Origin of the sequence: Streptomyces rugosispiralis (genome assembly GCF_024505145.1) — a bacterium.
GTDB classification, from domain to species: Bacteria; Actinomycetota; Actinomycetes; order Streptomycetales; family Streptomycetaceae; genus Streptomyces; species Streptomyces rugosispiralis.
Window position 1 is genome coordinate 81,209 of record NZ_JANIAA010000038.1, and the last position, 17,694, is coordinate 98,902.

General features: G+C 71.5%; 15 protein-coding genes. 4 read left to right on the plus strand and 11 right to left on the minus strand.

Going from position 1 to position 17,694, the window contains the following annotated elements:
- Positions 1–13 precede the first annotated feature (13 nt).
- Positions 14–2,338 carry a xanthine dehydrogenase family protein molybdopterin-binding subunit gene (locus NP777_RS37095; RefSeq protein ID WP_256654580.1) on the plus strand — a complete coding sequence of 775 codons (2,325 nt, stop codon included), beginning with the start codon at positions 14–16 and terminating at the stop codon, positions 2,336–2,338.
- Entirely contained in the window at positions 2,335–3,921 is a 1,587-nt protein-coding gene (gene mdlC, locus NP777_RS37100; RefSeq protein ID WP_256654581.1) for a benzoylformate decarboxylase, read from the plus strand. Before NP777_RS37095 ends, mdlC begins: the two co-directional genes overlap by 4 nt.
- Positions 3,922–3,929: 8 nt before the next feature.
- Here mdlC and NP777_RS37105 read toward each other — a convergent pair whose 3' ends face one another.
- From NP777_RS37105 to NP777_RS37120, 4 genes are all read right to left on the minus strand, one after another.
- The gene (locus tag NP777_RS37105) at positions 3,930–4,706 is read right to left on the minus strand and encodes an SDR family oxidoreductase (protein WP_256654582.1); all 777 of its coding nucleotides are present in this window, start codon (positions 4,704–4,706) and stop codon (positions 3,930–3,932) included.
- 47 nt (positions 4,707–4,753) lie between these two features.
- Positions 4,754–5,647 (minus strand): VOC family protein, encoded by an 894-nt coding sequence (locus tag NP777_RS37110; protein WP_256654583.1) that lies wholly within the window; start codon positions 5,645–5,647, stop codon positions 4,754–4,756.
- 532 nt (positions 5,648–6,179) lie between these two features.
- Positions 6,180–6,566 (minus strand): DUF6518 family protein, encoded by a 387-nt coding sequence (locus NP777_RS37115; protein WP_256654584.1) that lies wholly within the window; start codon positions 6,564–6,566, stop codon positions 6,180–6,182.
- Between the two features lie 244 nt (positions 6,567–6,810).
- Entirely contained in the window at positions 6,811–7,125 is a 315-nt protein-coding gene (locus NP777_RS37120) for a DUF4158 domain-containing protein (RefSeq protein ID WP_256654585.1), read from the minus strand.
- 352 nt (positions 7,126–7,477) lie between these two features.
- Between NP777_RS37120 and NP777_RS37125 the strand changes: the two genes are divergently transcribed.
- The gene (locus NP777_RS37125) at positions 7,478–8,707 is read left to right on the plus strand and encodes an MFS transporter (protein WP_256654586.1); all 1,230 of its coding nucleotides are present in this window, start codon (positions 7,478–7,480) and stop codon (positions 8,705–8,707) included.
- Positions 8,708–8,785: 78 nt separating this feature from the next.
- On the opposite strand, the gene NP777_RS37130 is transcribed toward NP777_RS37125, so the two are convergent.
- The 7 genes from NP777_RS37130 to NP777_RS37165 all read right to left on the minus strand — a co-directional run bounded on the left by NP777_RS37130 (position 8,786) and on the right by NP777_RS37165 (position 16,216).
- Positions 8,786–9,250 (minus strand): DUF6624 domain-containing protein, encoded by a 465-nt coding sequence (locus tag NP777_RS37130; RefSeq protein ID WP_256654587.1) that lies wholly within the window; start codon positions 9,248–9,250, stop codon positions 8,786–8,788.
- A gap of 202 nt (positions 9,251–9,452) precedes the next feature.
- Entirely contained in the window at positions 9,453–10,457 is a 1,005-nt protein-coding gene (locus NP777_RS37140; RefSeq protein WP_308405324.1) for a PP2C family protein-serine/threonine phosphatase, read from the minus strand.
- 235 nt (positions 10,458–10,692) lie between these two features.
- Complete coding sequence (locus NP777_RS37145) at positions 10,693–11,439, minus strand: response regulator transcription factor (protein WP_256654589.1); 747 nt, start codon at positions 11,437–11,439, stop codon at positions 10,693–10,695.
- Positions 11,440–11,491: 52 nt separating this feature from the next.
- A complete protein-coding gene (locus NP777_RS37150) occupies positions 11,492–14,152 on the minus strand; it encodes an ABC transporter permease (protein WP_256654590.1) in 2,661 nt (886 codons plus the stop codon).
- Positions 14,149–14,889, minus strand: coding sequence for an ABC transporter ATP-binding protein (locus NP777_RS37155; protein WP_256654591.1), 741 nt, complete (start codon positions 14,887–14,889; stop codon positions 14,149–14,151). The genes NP777_RS37150 and NP777_RS37155 overlap by 4 nt, the downstream gene beginning before the upstream one ends.
- Positions 14,886–15,590, minus strand: a complete 705-nt coding sequence (locus NP777_RS37160; RefSeq protein WP_256654592.1) for an ABC transporter ATP-binding protein — start codon at positions 15,588–15,590, stop codon at positions 14,886–14,888. Before NP777_RS37160 ends, NP777_RS37155 begins: the two co-directional genes overlap by 4 nt.
- Complete coding sequence (locus NP777_RS37165) at positions 15,587–16,216, minus strand: hypothetical protein (protein WP_256654593.1); 630 nt, start codon at positions 16,214–16,216, stop codon at positions 15,587–15,589. The genes NP777_RS37160 and NP777_RS37165 overlap by 4 nt, the downstream gene beginning before the upstream one ends.
- A 152-nt stretch (positions 16,217–16,368) precedes the next feature.
- On the opposite strand from NP777_RS37165, the gene NP777_RS37170 reads away from it, so the two are divergent.
- The gene (locus tag NP777_RS37170) at positions 16,369–17,676 is read left to right on the plus strand and encodes a sensor histidine kinase (protein WP_256654594.1); all 1,308 of its coding nucleotides are present in this window, start codon (positions 16,369–16,371) and stop codon (positions 17,674–17,676) included.
- Positions 17,677–17,694: the final 18 nt, after the last annotated feature.

Here is a 17,694-nt window from a genome sequence, read left to right on the forward strand (position 1 = left end):
CCACGACCGGTTGGTGCGCGGGCACGGCCGCTTCCTCGCCGACCTGCGCGCGGCGGGAGTGCTGTACGCGACGCTCGTGCGAAGCCCGCTCGCACACGCTCGGATCGTCGGCTTCGACGCCTCCGCCGCCAGGAGCGACCCACGCTGCGCACTCGTGCTGGGCCCCGACGACCTCGCCGAGCGCACGGCGCCGATCCCGACCGCCTGGCGGTTGCCCGGTCAGCCGGAGGACCGCATTCCCATCGCCGCGCACACCGCTCGCTACGCCGGGCAGCCGCTGGGCATCGTGGTCGCGGACACCCCGACCGCGGCCGAGGACCTCGCCGAAGCCGTACGGCTCGACCTCGATCCCCTGCCCCCGGCAGCCACCCTCGCCGATGCGCTGGCCGAGCACGCTCCGCCCATCGTGCCGGGTGCCGCGGGCAACGAGGCCGGGAGCATTCGCCTCGGCTCTCCCGAGGAGGACGTCGCCGCGGCTTTCGCGCGAGCGGAACTGGTCGTGGAACGAGAGTTCACCCTGCCGAGGGTGAACCCCTCCCCCCTGGAGCCGCGCGGTGTGCTGGCCGAGTACGACCCGGGCACCGGACTGCTCACCGTGCACGCCGGCAGCCAGTCCCCGCACTCCATGCGTCAAGACCTCTGCGCCGTGCTGGGAATGCGCGCGGACCGGGTGCGCGTCATCGCGCCGGACATAGGCGGGTCGTTCGGCAGCAAGGTCGTGCTCTACCCGGACGAGGCGATGGTGTGCGCGGCCGCGGTCGCCCTGGGCGCCGCGGTGCGCTGGGTGGAGTCGCGCGCGGAGAACTTCGACGGCGCCTACCAGGGGCGGGGCCAGCGGACCACCGCTCGCCTGGCCGTCGGCCACGAGGGCCGGTTCCTGGCGTTCGACGCGCACATCCTCGCGGACCTGGGCGCATACGCGACCCAGGCGGGCAGCGGACCGCATCAGGTGACCGCCCTGACCCTCCAGGGTCCGTACCACGTGGACGCCGCCGCGGCCACCGTCACCGGGGTGTACACCACCCGCGTCCCCACCGGCGCCTACCGCGGGTACGGCATGCAGGAAGCGGCGTTCATCCGTGAGCGGCTCATCGAGGAAGCGGCCCGTGAACTCGACGTTCCGGCATTGGAGTTGAGGCTGCGGAACCTGATCCGACCCGAGGAGCTGCCGCACACCACGCACACCGGACTCACCTACGACAGCGGCGACTACGGTGCCGCACTGCGCCGTGCCGCCACCCTGGCCGAGCGCCCACCCCCCTCGGACCCGCCGTGGGTGCGCCGGGGCACCGCCGTCGTGGCCGCGGTGGAGATCACCGCGTTCGCGCCCTCCGCTCTGCTCGAAACGTTCGGGATCGCGTGGAGCGGCTGGGAGGGAGTGCGGCTGCGGATCAACCACGACGGGACCGTCACCGCCTACTCCGGGGTGATCGCGGTCGGCCAGGGCATCGAGACCAGCCTGGCCCAGATCGCGGCCGAAGGGCTGGGCGTACCCCTGGACTGGGTGCGGGTCGAACTCGGGGACACCGACACCGCCCCGCACTCCGACCTCTCCGCCCAGGCCAGCCGGGCGCTGACGCTCGCGGGCGGCGCACTGCTCATCGCCGCTCGGCGGCTCGCCGACCGGATGAGAACGCTGGCCGCCGGGTTCCTGGGCACCGATCCCGACCGGGTGACCCAGCGGATCGGCTCCCGTGCCGACCCGTCGTCCCCGGACGCGGCCTTTCACGGCACCGACGGCGCGAGGATCACCTGGCGCGAGGTCGCCCATCGCGGCTACCGGGGATGGGGGAACAGGAAGGACACCGACCGGATACGGCTGGAGGAGGCGGTGGACTTCGACCCGCCGCAGATCACCTTCGCACACGGCGCGCACGCCGCCGAGGTCACGGTCGATGTCGGCACCGGACGCGTCACGGTGACCGGCTACTGGGCCGTTCACGACAGCGGCGTGCTGGTCAACCCGCTGATCGCGCACGGGCAGATCGCCGGGGGAATCGCCCAGGGGCTGGGACAGGCGCTGAGCGAGGAGGCCAGGGCCGACGCCGAGGGTGTCCCCGTCACCCGGTCGTTCCGCGAGTACGCCGTCCCCGCGGCCCAGGACGTTCCCGAAGACCTCGTCATCGAGCACACCTGCACTCCCAGCACGGCGATTCCCGGGGGGTTCAAGGGTCTCGGCGAGGGCGGCACCCTCCTGCCGCCCGCGGCGGTCACCTGTGCGGTGGCCGCCGCGGTTCCCGAGATCGCGCACACCCTCACCTCGCTCCCCCTGACTCCGTCGCGCGTCCGTGCGGCGCTCCGAGCAGCGGGCATCACGGCGGAAGGCGGCCTCCGATGACACTCTCCGGCGAGACGACGACAGTGCGCGAGGCGGTGTTCGACCTGCTGCGCGCGGAGGGCATGACCACCGTTTTCGGCAACCCCGGGTCGCTGGAACTGCCCATGCTGCGCGACTTCCCCGACGACTTCCGGTACGTGCTGGGCCTGCAGGAGTCGGTGGTGGTGGCGATGGCCGACGGGTACGCGCAGGCCACCCACCGCCCCGTGCTGGTCAACCTGCACTCGGCAGCCGGGGTGGGGCACGCGATGGGCGCGCTGTTCACCGCGCGCCGCAACCGGACGCCGCTGGTGGTCGTCGCCGGCCAGCAGGCGCGCTCCCTGCTGGAGGGCCACCCGTATCTGTTGTCGGAGGACCCGGCCACGCTGCCCCGCCCGTACGTCAAGCTCAGTCGCGAGCCCGCCCGCGCCCAGGACGTGCCGTCGGCCATCTCCCGCGCCCGGCACCTCGCGACCGCTCCGCCCGCGGGGCCGGTGCTCGTGTCCGTCCCGAGGGATGACTGGGACCAGCCCGCCGAACCCCCCGTCACGGCCAGGCTGACGAGCACCACCGTGGCCGCGGACCCCGGCCTGCTCGCCCGCGTCGGCCAGGCGCTGGCGCTCGCGGAGTCGCCCGTCCTGATCGCGGGGGCCGGGGTCGACCGCGAGATGGCCGTGCCCGACCTGGTGACGCTGGCCGAGGCACACCAGGCGCCGGTCTGGGCGGAACCGATGTCCCACCGCTGCGCCTTCCCCGAACTTCACCCGCTGTTCGCCGGCTTCCTGCCGCCGGTGCGCGAGGACATCGTGCGTGCGCTGACGGGAAACGACCTCGTGCTGTCGGTGGGTGCGCCGGTGTTCACGTACCACGTTCCGGGAACCGGCCCGCATCTCCCGCCCGGGACCGACCTCTATCTGCTCACCGACGACCCCGAGCAGGCGTCCTGGTGCCCGAGCGGTACCGCTGTCATCACCGGGCTGGCGCCCGCCCTGCGGATGCTCGGCGCCCACCCGCCAAGGAGGCCGCGCACCCCGCCGCCCGCCCGGCAGCCCCCGAAACCGCCCACGCCCTGCGCCGACCGGATCTCCCAGGCGCACTTGGTGCACGCCCTTGCCGAAGCACGGCCTGCGGGGTGCGTCCTGGTGGAGGAGGCTCCGGGAACCCGGCCGGTGATGTGCGAGTACCTGCCCAATCCGGGGCCCGAAACCTTCTACACGACCGCGAGCGGCGCGCTGGGACACGGACTTCCCGCGGCGGTCGGCATGGCGCTGGGGCGGCCGGGAGCCCGAGTGGTCGCCGTGGTGGGCGACGGCTCCGCCATGTACGCCATCCAGGCGCTGTGGTCGGCGGCCCGGCTTCGTCTCCCGATCGCCGTCATCGTGGTGAACAACCGCCGTTACGCCACCGTGGAGGGGTTCGCCGAACGATTGGGCATGGGAAAACCGGTGGGCACGACGCTCGACGGGCTGGATTTCGCCGCACTCGCCACCGCCCAGGGCTGCGTGGGAAAAAGGGTCGTCGATCCGGCCGAACTGGTGTCCGCGCTGAGGGCCGCGCTCACCGCCACCGGCCCGTACGTGCTCGAGGTGGTGGTGGACGGGTGAGCCACGCCCTACCGCACGGTCAGGCCACCATCGGGCCGCAGCACCTCACCGGTCATGCCCTCTGCCGCGGGGGACGCCAGGAACCGGTACAGGGGGGCGACCTGCTCGGCGCGCAGGACCACGCCCAGCGGGTTGAACGCCCGCACCGTCGCCGTGATCTCGTCGGCACCGGCGAAGACCCGCAGACCGTCCATCGTGCGCAGTCCGGTCACGATCCCACCCGGGGCCACGGCGTTGACCCGGACCGCGGGCGCGAGGTCGGCGGCCAGGTGGCGCACCACCCCCAGCGCCGCGTGCTTGGCGGCGGCGTACGCGATGCCCGCGCCGTTGCCGCGCACGAGGTAGGACGCGTCGGACAGGGTGAAGACCATCGAGCCCTTGCTGTCGGCGAGGGCCCTGACAGCCGCCCGTGCCCCGAGCAGGTAGCCGACGACGTCCACATCGAGCAGATACCGGGTCACTTCGGCCAGTTCGGCGCCGCCCGCGTCGCGTATCCCGATCCCGCCGTCGTGGACCCCCGCGTTGCCGACGAACAGGTCCAGCCCGCCGAAGCGGGACAACGCGACGTCCACCACCCCGTCGTTGGCATCGGGGTCACGTACGTCGCCGACCACCCACCGCACCCGGTCCGAGTCCCCGTCCGCGGGAGCGTCGCGGTCGAGCACGGCGACCCGATAGCCGTGTGCGGCCAGGTCGGCCACGACGGCGCGACCGATTCCCGAGGCGCCGCCCGTCACCACGGCAACCGGCTCCCGCTCCACCCGCCGACCGTCTTCGCGTCCCATGCGGCTGTCTCCTCCCATCTGCCGCGTCCCCTCACTCCTCGTCCAGGTCACGCCGGCGGCGGCTGCCACAGCCCCGTGTCCGGGCAGCCCAGGAGGCTCGCCGACACCGCGTCGTCGCGCGCCGACGCCACCCCCCAGGTGTCACTCGTCTGCGCGTTGCCCGGGTAGACGCGGGGAGTCCACTCGTGGTCGGGATCGATCCGCAGCATTCCCGTGGTGTATTCGGCGACGAATCTCGATGCGGGCTCCTGGAAATATGTGAAAGTGTTCGCCCCGACACCGTGCCGGCCCGGCCCCCACAGCGGAGTGTAACCTTTCCTGACCATGGCACCGGTTGCCCGCATGAATTCATCGATCCCGCGTAATTCGAAGGCGATGTGGTTGAGCGAAGTATGCGGTGCCCGGGTGAACGCGAGCATGTGGTGGGCCGTACCGGAACGGAGGAATACCATGATGTCCTCCACCCAGTCGCTCACCTTGAGGTCGAAAACCGATTGATAGAAGGCCAGTGCGGTCGGCAGATCCGAGGTGTTGAGCACCACATGGCTGATCCCGGTCGGTCTGCCCTCACCCGGTTCGACGGGCCGGAACGCCCGCACGTCCAGCCGGGACGACACCTCGACCGTGCGTCCCTCGCAGTCAAGGAACCGGAACCGGTAACCGCCACCCGCATCGTCGCAGGTGGCGGGCTCGCTGACGAGGCGGCCGAGCGGGTGTGCCACCACTCGCCCGGCGATCGCGTCCACGTCCGCGTCGGTGGCCGCGGCCAGACACAGCAGGTCGACCCGGGGCTTGGCGGTGGCCCGTAAGCGCAGCACCTGGTTCTCCTGGCACCCGGCTCCGAGGAACACCCGGTCCGAGTCCGTATCGACGAGGTCCAATTGCCAGTGCTTCTGGAAGAATTCGCGCGCGGCGGCGAGGTCGGGTACACCGAGCGCCACACTCCGGACATGGGTAATCAAGAGAGTCCACTCCCGGGCTCAAGCAGAACGGCTTCGATGCTTTCCGCAAAACGATACTACCGCCGCAGTGAAAGGAACTACCCTGAACCAGCCTTCTTCGCCGGCCTTCTGCGCCAATATCGGTTGTCCCGGGCCCTCGGGGTTTTCTCGGCGTCTTTCGTTCCAGGCGCGGCGGCGGACGAGTCGGCTCGAGCGGCGGCGACGCGGCCGGACGGATATTGACTTCAGATCAGAAACCGGCGAATGGCGCTGTCCCACCTTGGCCTCGACCGCTGAGTACGCCCGCCGCCTAGCCGCGCAAGTGATCCAGAACGAGTTTTCGAAGTACGCACGCCGCCACTGCGAACGCCCCCGCTGATCACGAGCTTCACGAGCGGCCGAAGACGCCCCCGGTCCTCGGCCGGGCCGGATGGACACCGTTGCGGGGTATCGGTCAGAGGTTCTGTAGCCGCAGGGTACCTGGCCTGTTGGATGCGGACAGTGACAGTGAAATTGAAGCGGTCGGCCGGGTTCAGATGATCGTTGGCAGCCAGTCCAGGGCCGAGATGGCCCCTGCCACCAGGACCGTTGCGCCGAAGGCTCCGTAGAACGGGCCCGTCAACAGGCCGACCAGGGAGTACCTGATGACCTGTGTTGAAGCCAGCATGCCCGTGTCGAGGTGGTCGGCCCCGTAGTAGCCGAGCACCAAACCGAGCTGCGTGACCAGCCCGGCTGCGGCCGCGGCCTTCCAGCGGCTCCGGAAGACGAGCCCCACGCCGATCGTGATCATGCCCCACAATGCCAGCCCGTGCCAGAGCCCGAACCACAGCGGAGAGTCGACCATGGTTTCGGCCCCGCGTGTCAGCGTCCCTGCCACCAGGGCGCCAAGCCCGACCAAGACGATGACGAGGTTTCCCATAGCGGATCGCGGACCGGGCAGTCCGGACGGTGACGTTGGTTCCCTCGACGGGCCGGGCCTGGGAACACTGTCTATTGCCGGCATGCCCTCATCTTCATATGCCGTTTGCTCGCTCTGTGGTCTTCGTCGCCCGTCAGCTGACTGGTTCGGCCGGGGCGCGGAGGGCCGGGGTGTAGGCGGGTGGTGGTACGTGGAGTTGGCCGGTGGTGTAGTCGCCGAACCGCCATCCGCTCCAGCGGCGATCTCACGCGCCCGGACCCGGGAAGTAGCCCAGCCGGGCACAGGACTTCAGCAACACCAGAAGCGTGAGCAACGATTCCGGGCGCTCATGGGTCCGCTTCGCCGCCCGGGCAATCTCGGCCTCATCAGGGGTGAAGAACTGCATCAGCTCGCGGTCGGAAACGATCCGCTTGAACCTCGGATACGCCGTCCGCTCCACCGACGCCACGACCACACCGCCCATCACATGACCGGCAGCACACCCTACCCAACTCAGACTCAGACCCATGAGGGCAGCGGGTCCGGCGACGGAAATCCGGCGGCCGCCGAGGGTACGCACTCGACGGTCATGGGCGTTCCGCAGGTCAGCGATCCGTACGCCAGTGGACAGCAAGCGAACGGCGGCGGACCCGCGCGCTGACGCAGATGCAGACGTTCCACACGGGCCCCTGTGGTCCGCGAACTGCCATCCCATACATTCATGAGCATGGCCCCGGACATCCTGAGACAACCGACGCCGGTTACCTGGCGTTCTGCCAGGAGCATCGGCGTGGACAGAATCGCCCTCACCCGGACCGTGTGGTGCGGCTGAACCGCATCAACCCCACCCGCCCCCCCTACGCCCGCCCATAGCGCAGCCCATAGCGGCGGCGCAGAAAGCACTGCTGCCCATGACTCGCACGAAGTCGTCCGTGATCACCGCCCCCGGCATGGCGCACTTGCTGTTGCTGGTGCTCTTCTGCTTCTCAGGCTTCGCCCTTCTGCTGCCCGTCTCACCGCAGTGGGCGGTACACGGAGGCGCCAACGAGTTCGGCGCCGGACTCGTCACCGCCGTGCTGATGGCCACCACCGTGCTGGCCCAACTGCTCGTCAAAGCTGCCCTGCGCAGGCTGGGGTGGCCGCGCACGCTCGCTCTCGGGGCCCTGCTTCTCGGCCTGCCGGCGCCGTTGCAGGCCCTCAATGACAGTCTCTGGGCGGTCCTGGCCACCACCGCCCTGCGAGGGCTGGGGTTCGGCATCGTCACCGTCTGCGGTTCCACCGCTGTCGCGATCATCGCTCCCCGTGGACGCCAAGGAGCCGCCATCGGCGTGTACGGCCTGGCGATCGCTCTGCCTCAGATGGTGCTCACCCCGGCCACTTCGGCCCTGACCGCAGCACTCGCCCTCCCCACGATCATCGCATGCGGTGCGCTGCCCGTCCTCGCCCTGCCCTTCACCCGCGCCCTGGGACGCGCGGTCGAGACCCGCACCGAGGTTCCGGCGTCGGAACAGACCTCAGTGGGCGCGGCCCCTGCGTCCACAGTGCTCCGCCGCATCCTGCTGCCGCTCATCACGCTGCTGCTGGTGACCTCGGCCGGAGGTGCCGTCCTGACATTCACACCCCAGTTCGCGGGCCGGCCCGCCCTGGCCGCGAGCGCGTTGTTCCTCTTCACCGCCGGCGCCGCGGCGGCCCGCTGGGGTTGCGGAGTCCTGGCAGATCGCTTCTCGTCGCGCCCGCTGACCTGTACGCTCCTGGCCGCCGCCTGCGCCGGGCTCATACTCATCACCGTCGCCGTCCGCTCCGGCCAGCCGCCCATCGCCGGCCTGCTGGGCGGCCTCGTCCTGCTGGGAGCGGCGTACGGTGGGCTGCAGAGCATCACCCTCGTTCAAGCGCTCAACCAGGCCGGAACCGAAAACCGGCACACCACCTCCGTTGCCTGGAACATCGGCTACGACAGCGGAACCGGCCTCGGGTCCCTCTTGCTCGGCCTCGCCGCACAGATCGCCACCTTCTCGACCGGATTCGGCGCCATGTCCGGTGCACTCGCACTCATCGCGGTCGTGGTCATGTCGACAGGCAACCGGTCACCCAACGAGCCCGTTGAGGACTCGGCCGACGCAGCCCACCGCACGACGCGCCGCTTGCCCTCCGACTGCCAGTGAGTAGTGCCTGTCCGGCGGAACATGCTCGCGGCAGGTGAGTCCGGGCAGTGACCCACTGGGCGCGACTGGGAAGGGGCGTCAGGCCACGGAGAACTTGGCGACGTACTCGTCGAAGGGCTCAATGCCGACTTCCGCACGGAGTTCGTCCACGCGCTCGGGCTCTTCACAGGGCCACGGAACCGGCGCCCCGTCCTTCACGCCGGCGATCTGAGTTCCGTAGACCTGCTTGCGGCCCTCATTGACCAGCGTGCGGTCGCGCAGGAAGGCCAGCTCGCGCGGGCCGGCCGAGCCTGCCGACACCGCCTGCTGCATCAACTGGAGGGCGCGACGCTGGATGTCGAGCTGCCGGTCGGCGTGCTGAGCGATCAGCCATGCCGCGCGTGCGGCCCCCTCGCCGACCAGTTCCGCCGTCGGCCAGCCGCACTCCTCCATGATCTCGCCGAGCCGGTCACCGTGCCGGGCGGTCAGCCGCCGCCACTCCAGTTGCTCGGCGGGATCATCGCTGTTCGCGCGGACCGCGGACTGGTGATCGGCCGCAGCCATCTCCGTGCCGGATCGCTGCGACGGTCACGATGCCCTGGAAGACATAGACACGCTTGTCGAACCTCGTGGCAACGGCCCGGAAGTTCTTGAGGGCGTTGATCGTGCGCTCGACTTCGTTGCTGGAGGTGGTCCGGACGGGTGCGCGGGCGTCCGGCGCCGAGCCGGCCGAGGCGGATGCGTTCCATCGGTGAGACGGTGAGGATCAGCATTCCGGATGATGGCGTTCGAGGGCCACCAGGGCGACGTCATCGCCCTGGTGGCGGCCGATATGTGTGAGCAGGTCATGGCGCAGGTATTCCACGAGCCGCTGGGGCCCTTTGTCGGCCCATGTGTGGAGCCGGTCGATGAGCGGGTAGAAGGTGCCGGCCGTGTCGCGTGCCTCGATCACGCCGTCGGTGTAGAGCAGCAGCAGATCACCCGGTCCGAAGGGGTAGTCCTCGGCCCGGTAGCGGCCCACCGTCAGGTCTCCGAGGCCGAGCGGCAGCGCGGGGGCACGGCCCTCGAGTTCCTTGACGGTGGCGTCACACAGCAGGAGCGGCGGGGGGTGTCCGCAGTTGACCATGCGTATCACGGGCTGGTCGTCAGGGATCTCCAGCACGGTTGCGGTGACAAACGACTCCCCCGCCCCCGGATCGGTGGGTTCGGCGCGTTCCGCGGACACGGTGGCGTCCAGTTGCGCGACGAGTTCCGGCAGCGGTACGGGCCAGTGGACGATCGCACGAAAGGCGCCGAGCACCAGTGAGGCGTCCGCGACGGCGGTGAGCCCGCTGCCGCGGACATCGCCGATGATCAGGCGGGTGCCGTGCACGGTGTGAGCCGCCGCGTACAGATCGCCGCCGATCTCCGCCCCTGGCTCGGCCGCGAGGTAGACGGAGGCGACGCGCAGCGGACCGATGCGTTCGGGCAGCGGGCGCAGCAGGACCCGCTGCGCCACCTCGGCCACCACCCGCACCTGGCTCAGTTCGCGGCCATGCCGGTCGAGCGCGCCGCGGAAGAGCACGATCAGGGCGGAGACCAGGATCAGGGTGAGGACTTCGAACAGCCGGCTGGACGTGGTCAGACGATGCTGCCAGACGTTGATCCCCATCTGGGCACCCGCAGCCACCACGCCGATACCGCTGGTGAGCAGTGGTCCGGCGAAGGACGCGGTCAGGGCGGGAGCGGCGATCAGCAGCGGTGAGAGGCGGACGCCCGCGGGGGTGAACACATCGCCGAGTGTGATCAGGATGATGAGCGCCAGAGGAATCGCGACCAGGACCCGACTTCCCTGCCCTGGCCGGCTGAACTCCGAAGATCCCTGCCGAGCATCCATCTGTACTGCATACGCCTCCCCCGGCCCCTGCGCCACCCGGTCTCACAGGAAACCCCGGTCCTCGGCTGCCCGACCGGCGGGCCGCAGTCCCCCCAGCTCGATCGAGCCGAACAGGGGGCCAGTCCGACGGTCAGTCGCCATCCAGCGGCCCGGGTGGGTCGAGTCGGTAGCCGTGTCCGCGCAGGGTGGTGAAGGCGGGCAGGGCGATGGGGGTGCGGGCCGCGGAGGCGGTCGTTTCCAGTCGGCGGCGCAGGGAGGAGATGGTGACGTCCAGGGTCTTGGTCGGCCCGAACCAGTTCTCGTCCCACACCTGTGCCATGAGTGACTCCCGGGAAACCGCTTCCCCCGGGTGCCGGGCCAGGACGGCGAGGAGCTCGAACTCCTTGGGACGCAGGTCGACCTCCCGGTCACCGAGGTGGCAGCGGCGGGCGGCGGTGTCCACGGTGAGATCGCCGATGCGGATGGGTTCGTCCGGTCCCACCGGGGTGGGTGGGCGGCGGCGGAGATGGGCGCGGAGGCGGGCGAGCAGCACGTTCATGCTGAAGGGTTTGGCGAGGTAGTCGTCGGCGCCCGCGTCCAGGCCCTCGATGACGTCGATCTCCTCACTGCGGGCGGTCAGGATGAGGATCAGGACATCGGAGTGCTCGTCGCGCAGTTGCCGGGCCACGTCGATGCCGTCCATGTCGGGGAGGCCGAGGTCGAGGAGGACGACGTCGATGGGGAGCCGGGCGGCCTCGGTCAGGCCGGAGCCGCCGGTCCGGGTCCAGGTCACGGCGTAGCCGTGGGAGCGCAGCCCCGCCGCCACATGCCGCCCGATGGTCTCGTCGTCCTCGACGACCAGTACGGATACCGCGTCCTTGGCCCCTGTCGTCCGCATGTGCCGAAGGGTAGAGCGAGTGACCGTACGGAGGCGCACGGACGGTCCGCTGTCAGAGTTCACGCAGCTCTTCCACGGCCGGCCGGGTGGATCTGCGGATGCCGCTCAGGGCCGCGCCGACGATGGCCGCGAGGGCTGTCGCCAGGGTCAGGGCGAGATACGGCCAGGGCACGGCCACGGCTTCCGGTGGTGGGTCGAAGACACCGGTGAGCACCTTGACGAGCATCTGGGTCAGGGCCCAGCCGATGAGCGCGCCTCCGGTCAGCCCGGCCGCGGCGAACGTGGCGGCCTCGCTGAAGACCAGTCCCCTGAGCTGCCGTCGGGTGGCGCCGAGGACGGTGGCGATGGCGAAGGTGCGGCGGCGTTCGGCGAGGCCGAGGGCCAGGACGATGCCGCCCGCGCCGGCTGCCAGCAGGACCGCGAAGGCGAGTTCGATCCGGGTGAGTCCGGACAGGTCCACGGAGGTGAGGCTGGATCCGACCTGAGACCGGGTCTGGGTGAGGTCGGTGACCTTCGCGGTGGTGCCGAGCCGGTGGCGCAGCCGCGTGGCGACGGTCTTCTGGTTGGCGCCTCCGGTGTCGACCAGGAAGGTGCCGACCGCGTCGCTGCCGGTGGTCTTGGCGATGTACGCGGCGTTGGCGACGAAGAAGCTGTCGCGTGGCGCGGTGGGGAATTCCTTGACGACGCCCGCGTAGTGGAAGGGCACGGTGTGGAACGTCTTGGTGCGGGTGTCCTGGAGCCGCAGCTTGAGTGTGTCGCCGGGGGCCAGTTGGAAGTCTTTGACGGTCTCCTCGCTGACCAGGAGGGAGTCGGGCCGGGCGGTCAGTTTGGACATCAGACTCTTGGCACTGCCGCCGGCGAAGTAGGCGTTCTGCAGGGAGGTGGCGGAGGTGATGGTGGACGGCCGGACCCCGTACAGGTCCTGCAGATCCGCTCCGACGTAGGCGAACCGGTGCTGAAGCGGTTCCACGTGGCGCACCCCCGGGATCGCCGCCAGGGGGTTGGCCGCGCCGGGCCCGACGCGGGAGCCGGGTGACTGGGTCACCGTCACATCGGCGCCGTTGGTGAGGCGGGCGTCGACCTCGGCCTGTTGCCGGTAGGTGGAGTTGAACGACGCGGTGGACGCGGCGAAGGAGAGGGCCAGCGCGAGCAGGACGACGGCGCGTGCCAGTGGGCGCCGCCGCCGGGACAGGCTCGCGGCGGTCGTTCCGGCCATGGCACCGGTCAGCGGCCGGACCAGCCGGGCAAGGGGGCGCCGCCCGTAGGTCAGGGCGAGCGTCACCAGCCGCCACAGCAGCAGGGCGGAGCCGAACCAGAGGAGGGCCGGTCCCAGGAAGGCCCAGTAGGACACGGAGATGGTGGGGACGCCTTCCGGGGCCAGGACCAGGGAGTAGTTGTTGGAACTGGATGCGCGGAAGACGAAGTAGGAGACAGCCAGCAGGATGAGGTCGGGGTAGAACTTCATCCAGCGCGGGGTGCCCGCCCGGCCCACCACCCGGCGGGCCTCGGCCACGGTGCCCTGCCGCAGATCGCGCACCGCGGGGACCAGGACGGCCGCCGCGGCGATGACCAGCCCCAGCAGCAGGGCGAGGGCGAACCAGCCGGCCGTCGATACCGCGGCGGAGCCGAAGGACACCGTGCCGAAGGCGGCCCGGCCCACGCCCGCGGCGATGCCGAGGCCCAGCAGGCCACCCGCCAGGCCGACGGCTGCCGCCTCGGTCGCCGCGAGGCCGACGACCTGGCGGACGCCGAGTCCGCGGGTGCGCAGGAGGGCCTGTTCGCGCCGTCGCCGGTCGGCTCCGGCGCCGGCCACCGCCGCCGTCAGCAGAGCGGCCAGGGCCGCTCCGGGCACGCCGAGGAAGAGGAAGAGGATCTGGGCGTAGAGGGCGTCCTGGCGTGCGCTGTCGAGTGCGGCGCCGAGGTTGTCGCCGACCAGCCCGCCGCCGGCGGTGCGCGCCTCGGTGTTGTGGGCCGCGCCGGTCGTCGCGGTGTACGCGGCGGCGGGGTCGGCAGGCAGCCGGGCGTCCCGGGCGACATGGATCTGTGTGGTGACCGCGGTCGGGTCGGCGGCCTTGATGGGCGCCGTGGTCCTGGTGAACTGTGCGGCGGGCAGCAGGATGACGTTGTCGGGGGGCGCGGTGGGCTGGGTCTGGGGCGGGGCGCCGACCTTCTGGAACAGGGAGTCGGCCTGGGGCAGGTCGACCACCCCGGCCACCTTCACCCGGGCCGGTCCGCCTCCCGGGCGGCCGATGGTGACGGTGTCCCCGGGGGCGGCATGCAGATTGGCCGCGGTCTGCTGGGCGATGAGCACTCCGGAGGTGCTGCCTGTGAGCTGCCGGATCTCGCCGGGGAAGGCGGTGCGGTAGCCGGGTGGCAGGCCGAGCACGACCCCGGGGCCGGTGCTCTGGGTGGATCCGCCGGTCCTGGCGTGGAAACCGGTGCTGTGCGCGAATCCGACGGGGAGCGCGGTGCGCGTGCCGGGCGCGGACCGTACGGTGTGCAGCACCGAGGCCGGTTTGGCGCCCGGCTGGACCTGGACCTGCCAGTCGACCGCGACCGAGCGCACCGCGCGGTCGGTCATGGTGGATTTGGAGGCGGTCAGGAAGGAGCCGAGCGCGGCGACCAGCGCCACGGCGAGCGAGATGCCGAGCGCGGCGGCGAGGAGCCGGCCACTGCGGCGCCGGACGAGCCCGGACAGCCAGGTGATGATCACGACGTCTCTCCTCGAGTCGCGTTCGGCCGCGCTCGCGGGGCGGTGCGCGGTCCGGAGATGGGGGCGGGGAGCGTGGTGGCCAGCCGCCCCTCGTGCATGGGCCAGCGCTCGGTGAGGCGTTCGCCGACGGTGGGATCGTGGGTGGTCACCACGAGCGCGGCGCCCAGTTCGGCCGCCGTCTCCAGCAGGACGTCCACCACGTGGCGGCCGGTGGCGCGGTCGAGCTGTCCGGTGGGTTCGTCGGCGAGGACCACCCTCGGGCGCAGCGCGAGCACCCTGGCCACCGCCACCCGCTGCGCCTGGCCGCCCGAGAGTTCCTCGGGCAGCTTGTCGGCGAGGTCCCCGATGCCGACGGCGTCGAGGGCGGACAGCGCGCGGCGGCGGGCCTCGGGCTCCGAGGTGCCCGACAGAGCCAGCGGCAGTGCGGTGTTCTCCACCACGTCGAGAGCCGGGATCAGGCTCGGGGACTGGAAGACCACGCCGATGTCCCGGGCGGTGGCGGGGCGGCCGAGGGCCGGCCAGGTGATCTCCCCGCTGGTGGGCCGCTCCAGCCCGGCCATCAGATGCAGCAATGTGGACTTGCCGGATCCGGAGGGGCCCATGATGGCGATGCGATCGTCGGCCCGCACTTGGCAGGTGGCGCCGTGCACCGCCACGACGGCGTGCTCGCCCTGGCCGTAGGTGCGGGCGGCGTCACGGCAGTCGATGAGGGGGGCGCCGGGGCCGGTGGGGTTCACGGCTGGATCCTTCCGTCGCGCAGGACGAGTACCCGGTCGGCGAAGCCGACCACCTCGGTGTTGTGGGTGACGACGAGAACGCCGCGACCGGCGTCGGCCCGGCTCTTGAGCAGGTCGAGCACGCGCTGTTCGGTCCGTCCGTCCAGTTCGCCGGTGGGCTCGTCGGCGAGGAGCACATCGGGGTCGTTGGCCAGGGCGACGGCCAGCCCCGCGCGGGCCAGTTCACCGCCGGCCAGTTCATGCGGCAGGGCGTGGGCCCGGCCACGCAGGCCCACCCCGTCGAGCAGGGCGGCGATATCGGGGGCACCGCTCCGGCGCCCTCTGGCGGCGGCCTGAGCGAGGCGGATGTTCTCCCATACGTTCAGATGGGCGATGAGGTTGCCGGACTGCAGCAGGACACCGACGCGGCGGGCGCGCAGCCGGGCCCGCTGAGCTTCGGGGCGATGACTGATCCGCTCCCCGCCGACGCGGACACAGCCTCCCGCCGGTTCGTCCAGCCCGGCCAGGCACGCGAGCAGGGTGGACTTGCCCGAACCGGAAGGGCCGACGACGGCGACGGTCTCGCCGCGCCGGACGTGGAGGGACACCCCGCGCAGCGCGAGGGTCTCCTCCTCGCCGGTGCGGAAGAACCGGTAGAGCTCCCTGGCGTCGAGGGCGGTCGCCTCGTCCGCCCGAGCGGCTGCCACGGAGGCGGTGGTCATCGCTGCCACCGGAGCGAATCGCTGACGATGCGCCAGGGGTCGACGTTGTCGGCGCCGGTCGGGCCGGTCAGGGTCAGGACGACCTGCCGGCCGTTGTGGAAGAACACGTACCGCTCCACCGAGTCAGGCACGCTCTTACCGGTCACCTGGTTGGGGGGCGAGTCCGTTCGGTAGCTGATCCGGACGGCTTGTCCGGCCTTCCGATGGACGGCCGTGACGCCGCCGAGGGCGAAGTGCTCGGCCTGCTTGCGGAGGGCGGGGACCATGCCCTCCTTCACCGACCGGACGGTGGGCGCGGCCCCGGTGGAGCTCTGCGAGACCTCGACCATGTTGAGCTTGTCGCTGAAGGTGGTGGTGCCGTGGGTGGAGGAGCGGGACCAGCCCTCCGGCACCTTGATCGTGAACCCGCCGGCGGGCGGCCGGTAGGCGACGTACACCTGATCGTCGGGGATGTCTCCGGGCGGGTTGGACTCGGTGGGAGCCGGGCCGGTTCGCTGGGTGGGAGACGAGCCGGAAGATGCCTTGGAACCGCTGTGTGAGCCGCCGCCGGAGCCGGAGCAGCCGGCGACCACCGCGGCGGTCAGGGCGACGGCGACGGGAACGGCGAGGATGGCTCGCTTGCTCATGATGTCCTCCACATAGGGCGAACCGCTGGTGCCCCCGACGCTAGGGAGGAGGCGGTAAACGCTCGCCACGACGACGGTTAGACGACGGCAAAACCGGCCGGTGCCGTCCCTGTCCCGGCCTGGCCGGGCGCGCCCGCGCTCATGATGGGTGTATGAGAAAGCGCGTGATACGAGTGGCCGTGATGGCGGTATTGGTGGCCCTCGTCCTCCTCGCCACGCCGCTGGCGCTCGGGATCCAGACGTCCTTCTTCGCGGACGAGCACGATGAGCTGGAGCGTACGGCGCTGGCGGCCGCCATCCATGTGCCCGCGCAGTTCGTGGCGGGCGACCACGTGGAACTGCCCGGCCATGAGCGGGGAACCGACGTCGGGGTGTACGACCTCTCCGGGCGGCTGCGCGACGGCAGCGGTCCCAGGAAGGCGGACGCGATCACCCGGTCGGCCAAGGGCGGGACGGCGACCCGGGGGCACGGCGACCACCAGATCGTGGTGGCCGTGCCCATAGCGACCGGAGAACAGGTGATCGGTGTGGTCCGCGCCTCGACCGGGACACCGCAGGTCTGGCAGCGCGTCACCCTGGCCTGGCTCGGACTGGCCGGCACCGCCCTGGTGGCGTTGGCCACGGCCGTCGTGGTGGCACGCAGACAGGCGCGCACGCTCACCGCACCGTTGGAGGCACTGTCGACGAAGGCCGAGGCGGTGGCGGACGGGGATCTGACCGCGCGTGCCGAGAGCAGCGCGATCGCCGAGATCGACCAGGTGGCGCGCACCCAGAACGCCATGGTCGAGCGTCTGACCAGGTGGCTCGAGCACGAGCGCCACTTCACCTCCAACGCCTCCCATCAGCTGCGCACCCCGCTGACCGGTCTGCGGTTGGGGCTGGATGCGGCCGCCGTCGGTCCCGACACGGAGCTGCGGGCGGCCGTGCTGGAGGCCCTGGAGCAGGTCCGGCACCTTCAGCGGACCGTGGACGAGGTGCTCCGGCTGGCCAGGGCGACGCCACGCACCGGTGTGCCCGCGGCCGCCCGGCCCGCCGCCGAGGTGGTCGAGCGGGTGAAGCGCCGCTGGCACGGCACGTTCGCCGCCGAGGGCCGGCGCCTGGACTTCGGTGTCGAGCCCGGCGGCGGGGGCCTGCAGATCCCCGAGCGCACCGCCGAGCAGATCCTGGACGTCCTCCTGGACAACGCCCTGCGCCACGGCCGCGGCACGGTCGAGGTCACCGTGCGCGAGATGGGCGGCGCCCTCGCCATCGACGTGTCCGACGAGGGGACGCTGACGCTCGACCGGCGGGCCGTCTTCGAACGGGGGGCGACGACATCGCGGGCCGGCAGTGGCATCGGGCTGACGCTGGCGCGGGAAATGGCCGAGGCGGCCGGCGGGCGGCTCACCCTCGTCCGGAAGGCGCCCACCACCTTCACCTTGCTGTTTCCGGTCGCGGAGCCACCGCCGTTCCCCGAGTGAGGCGGGCGGGCGGAGGCC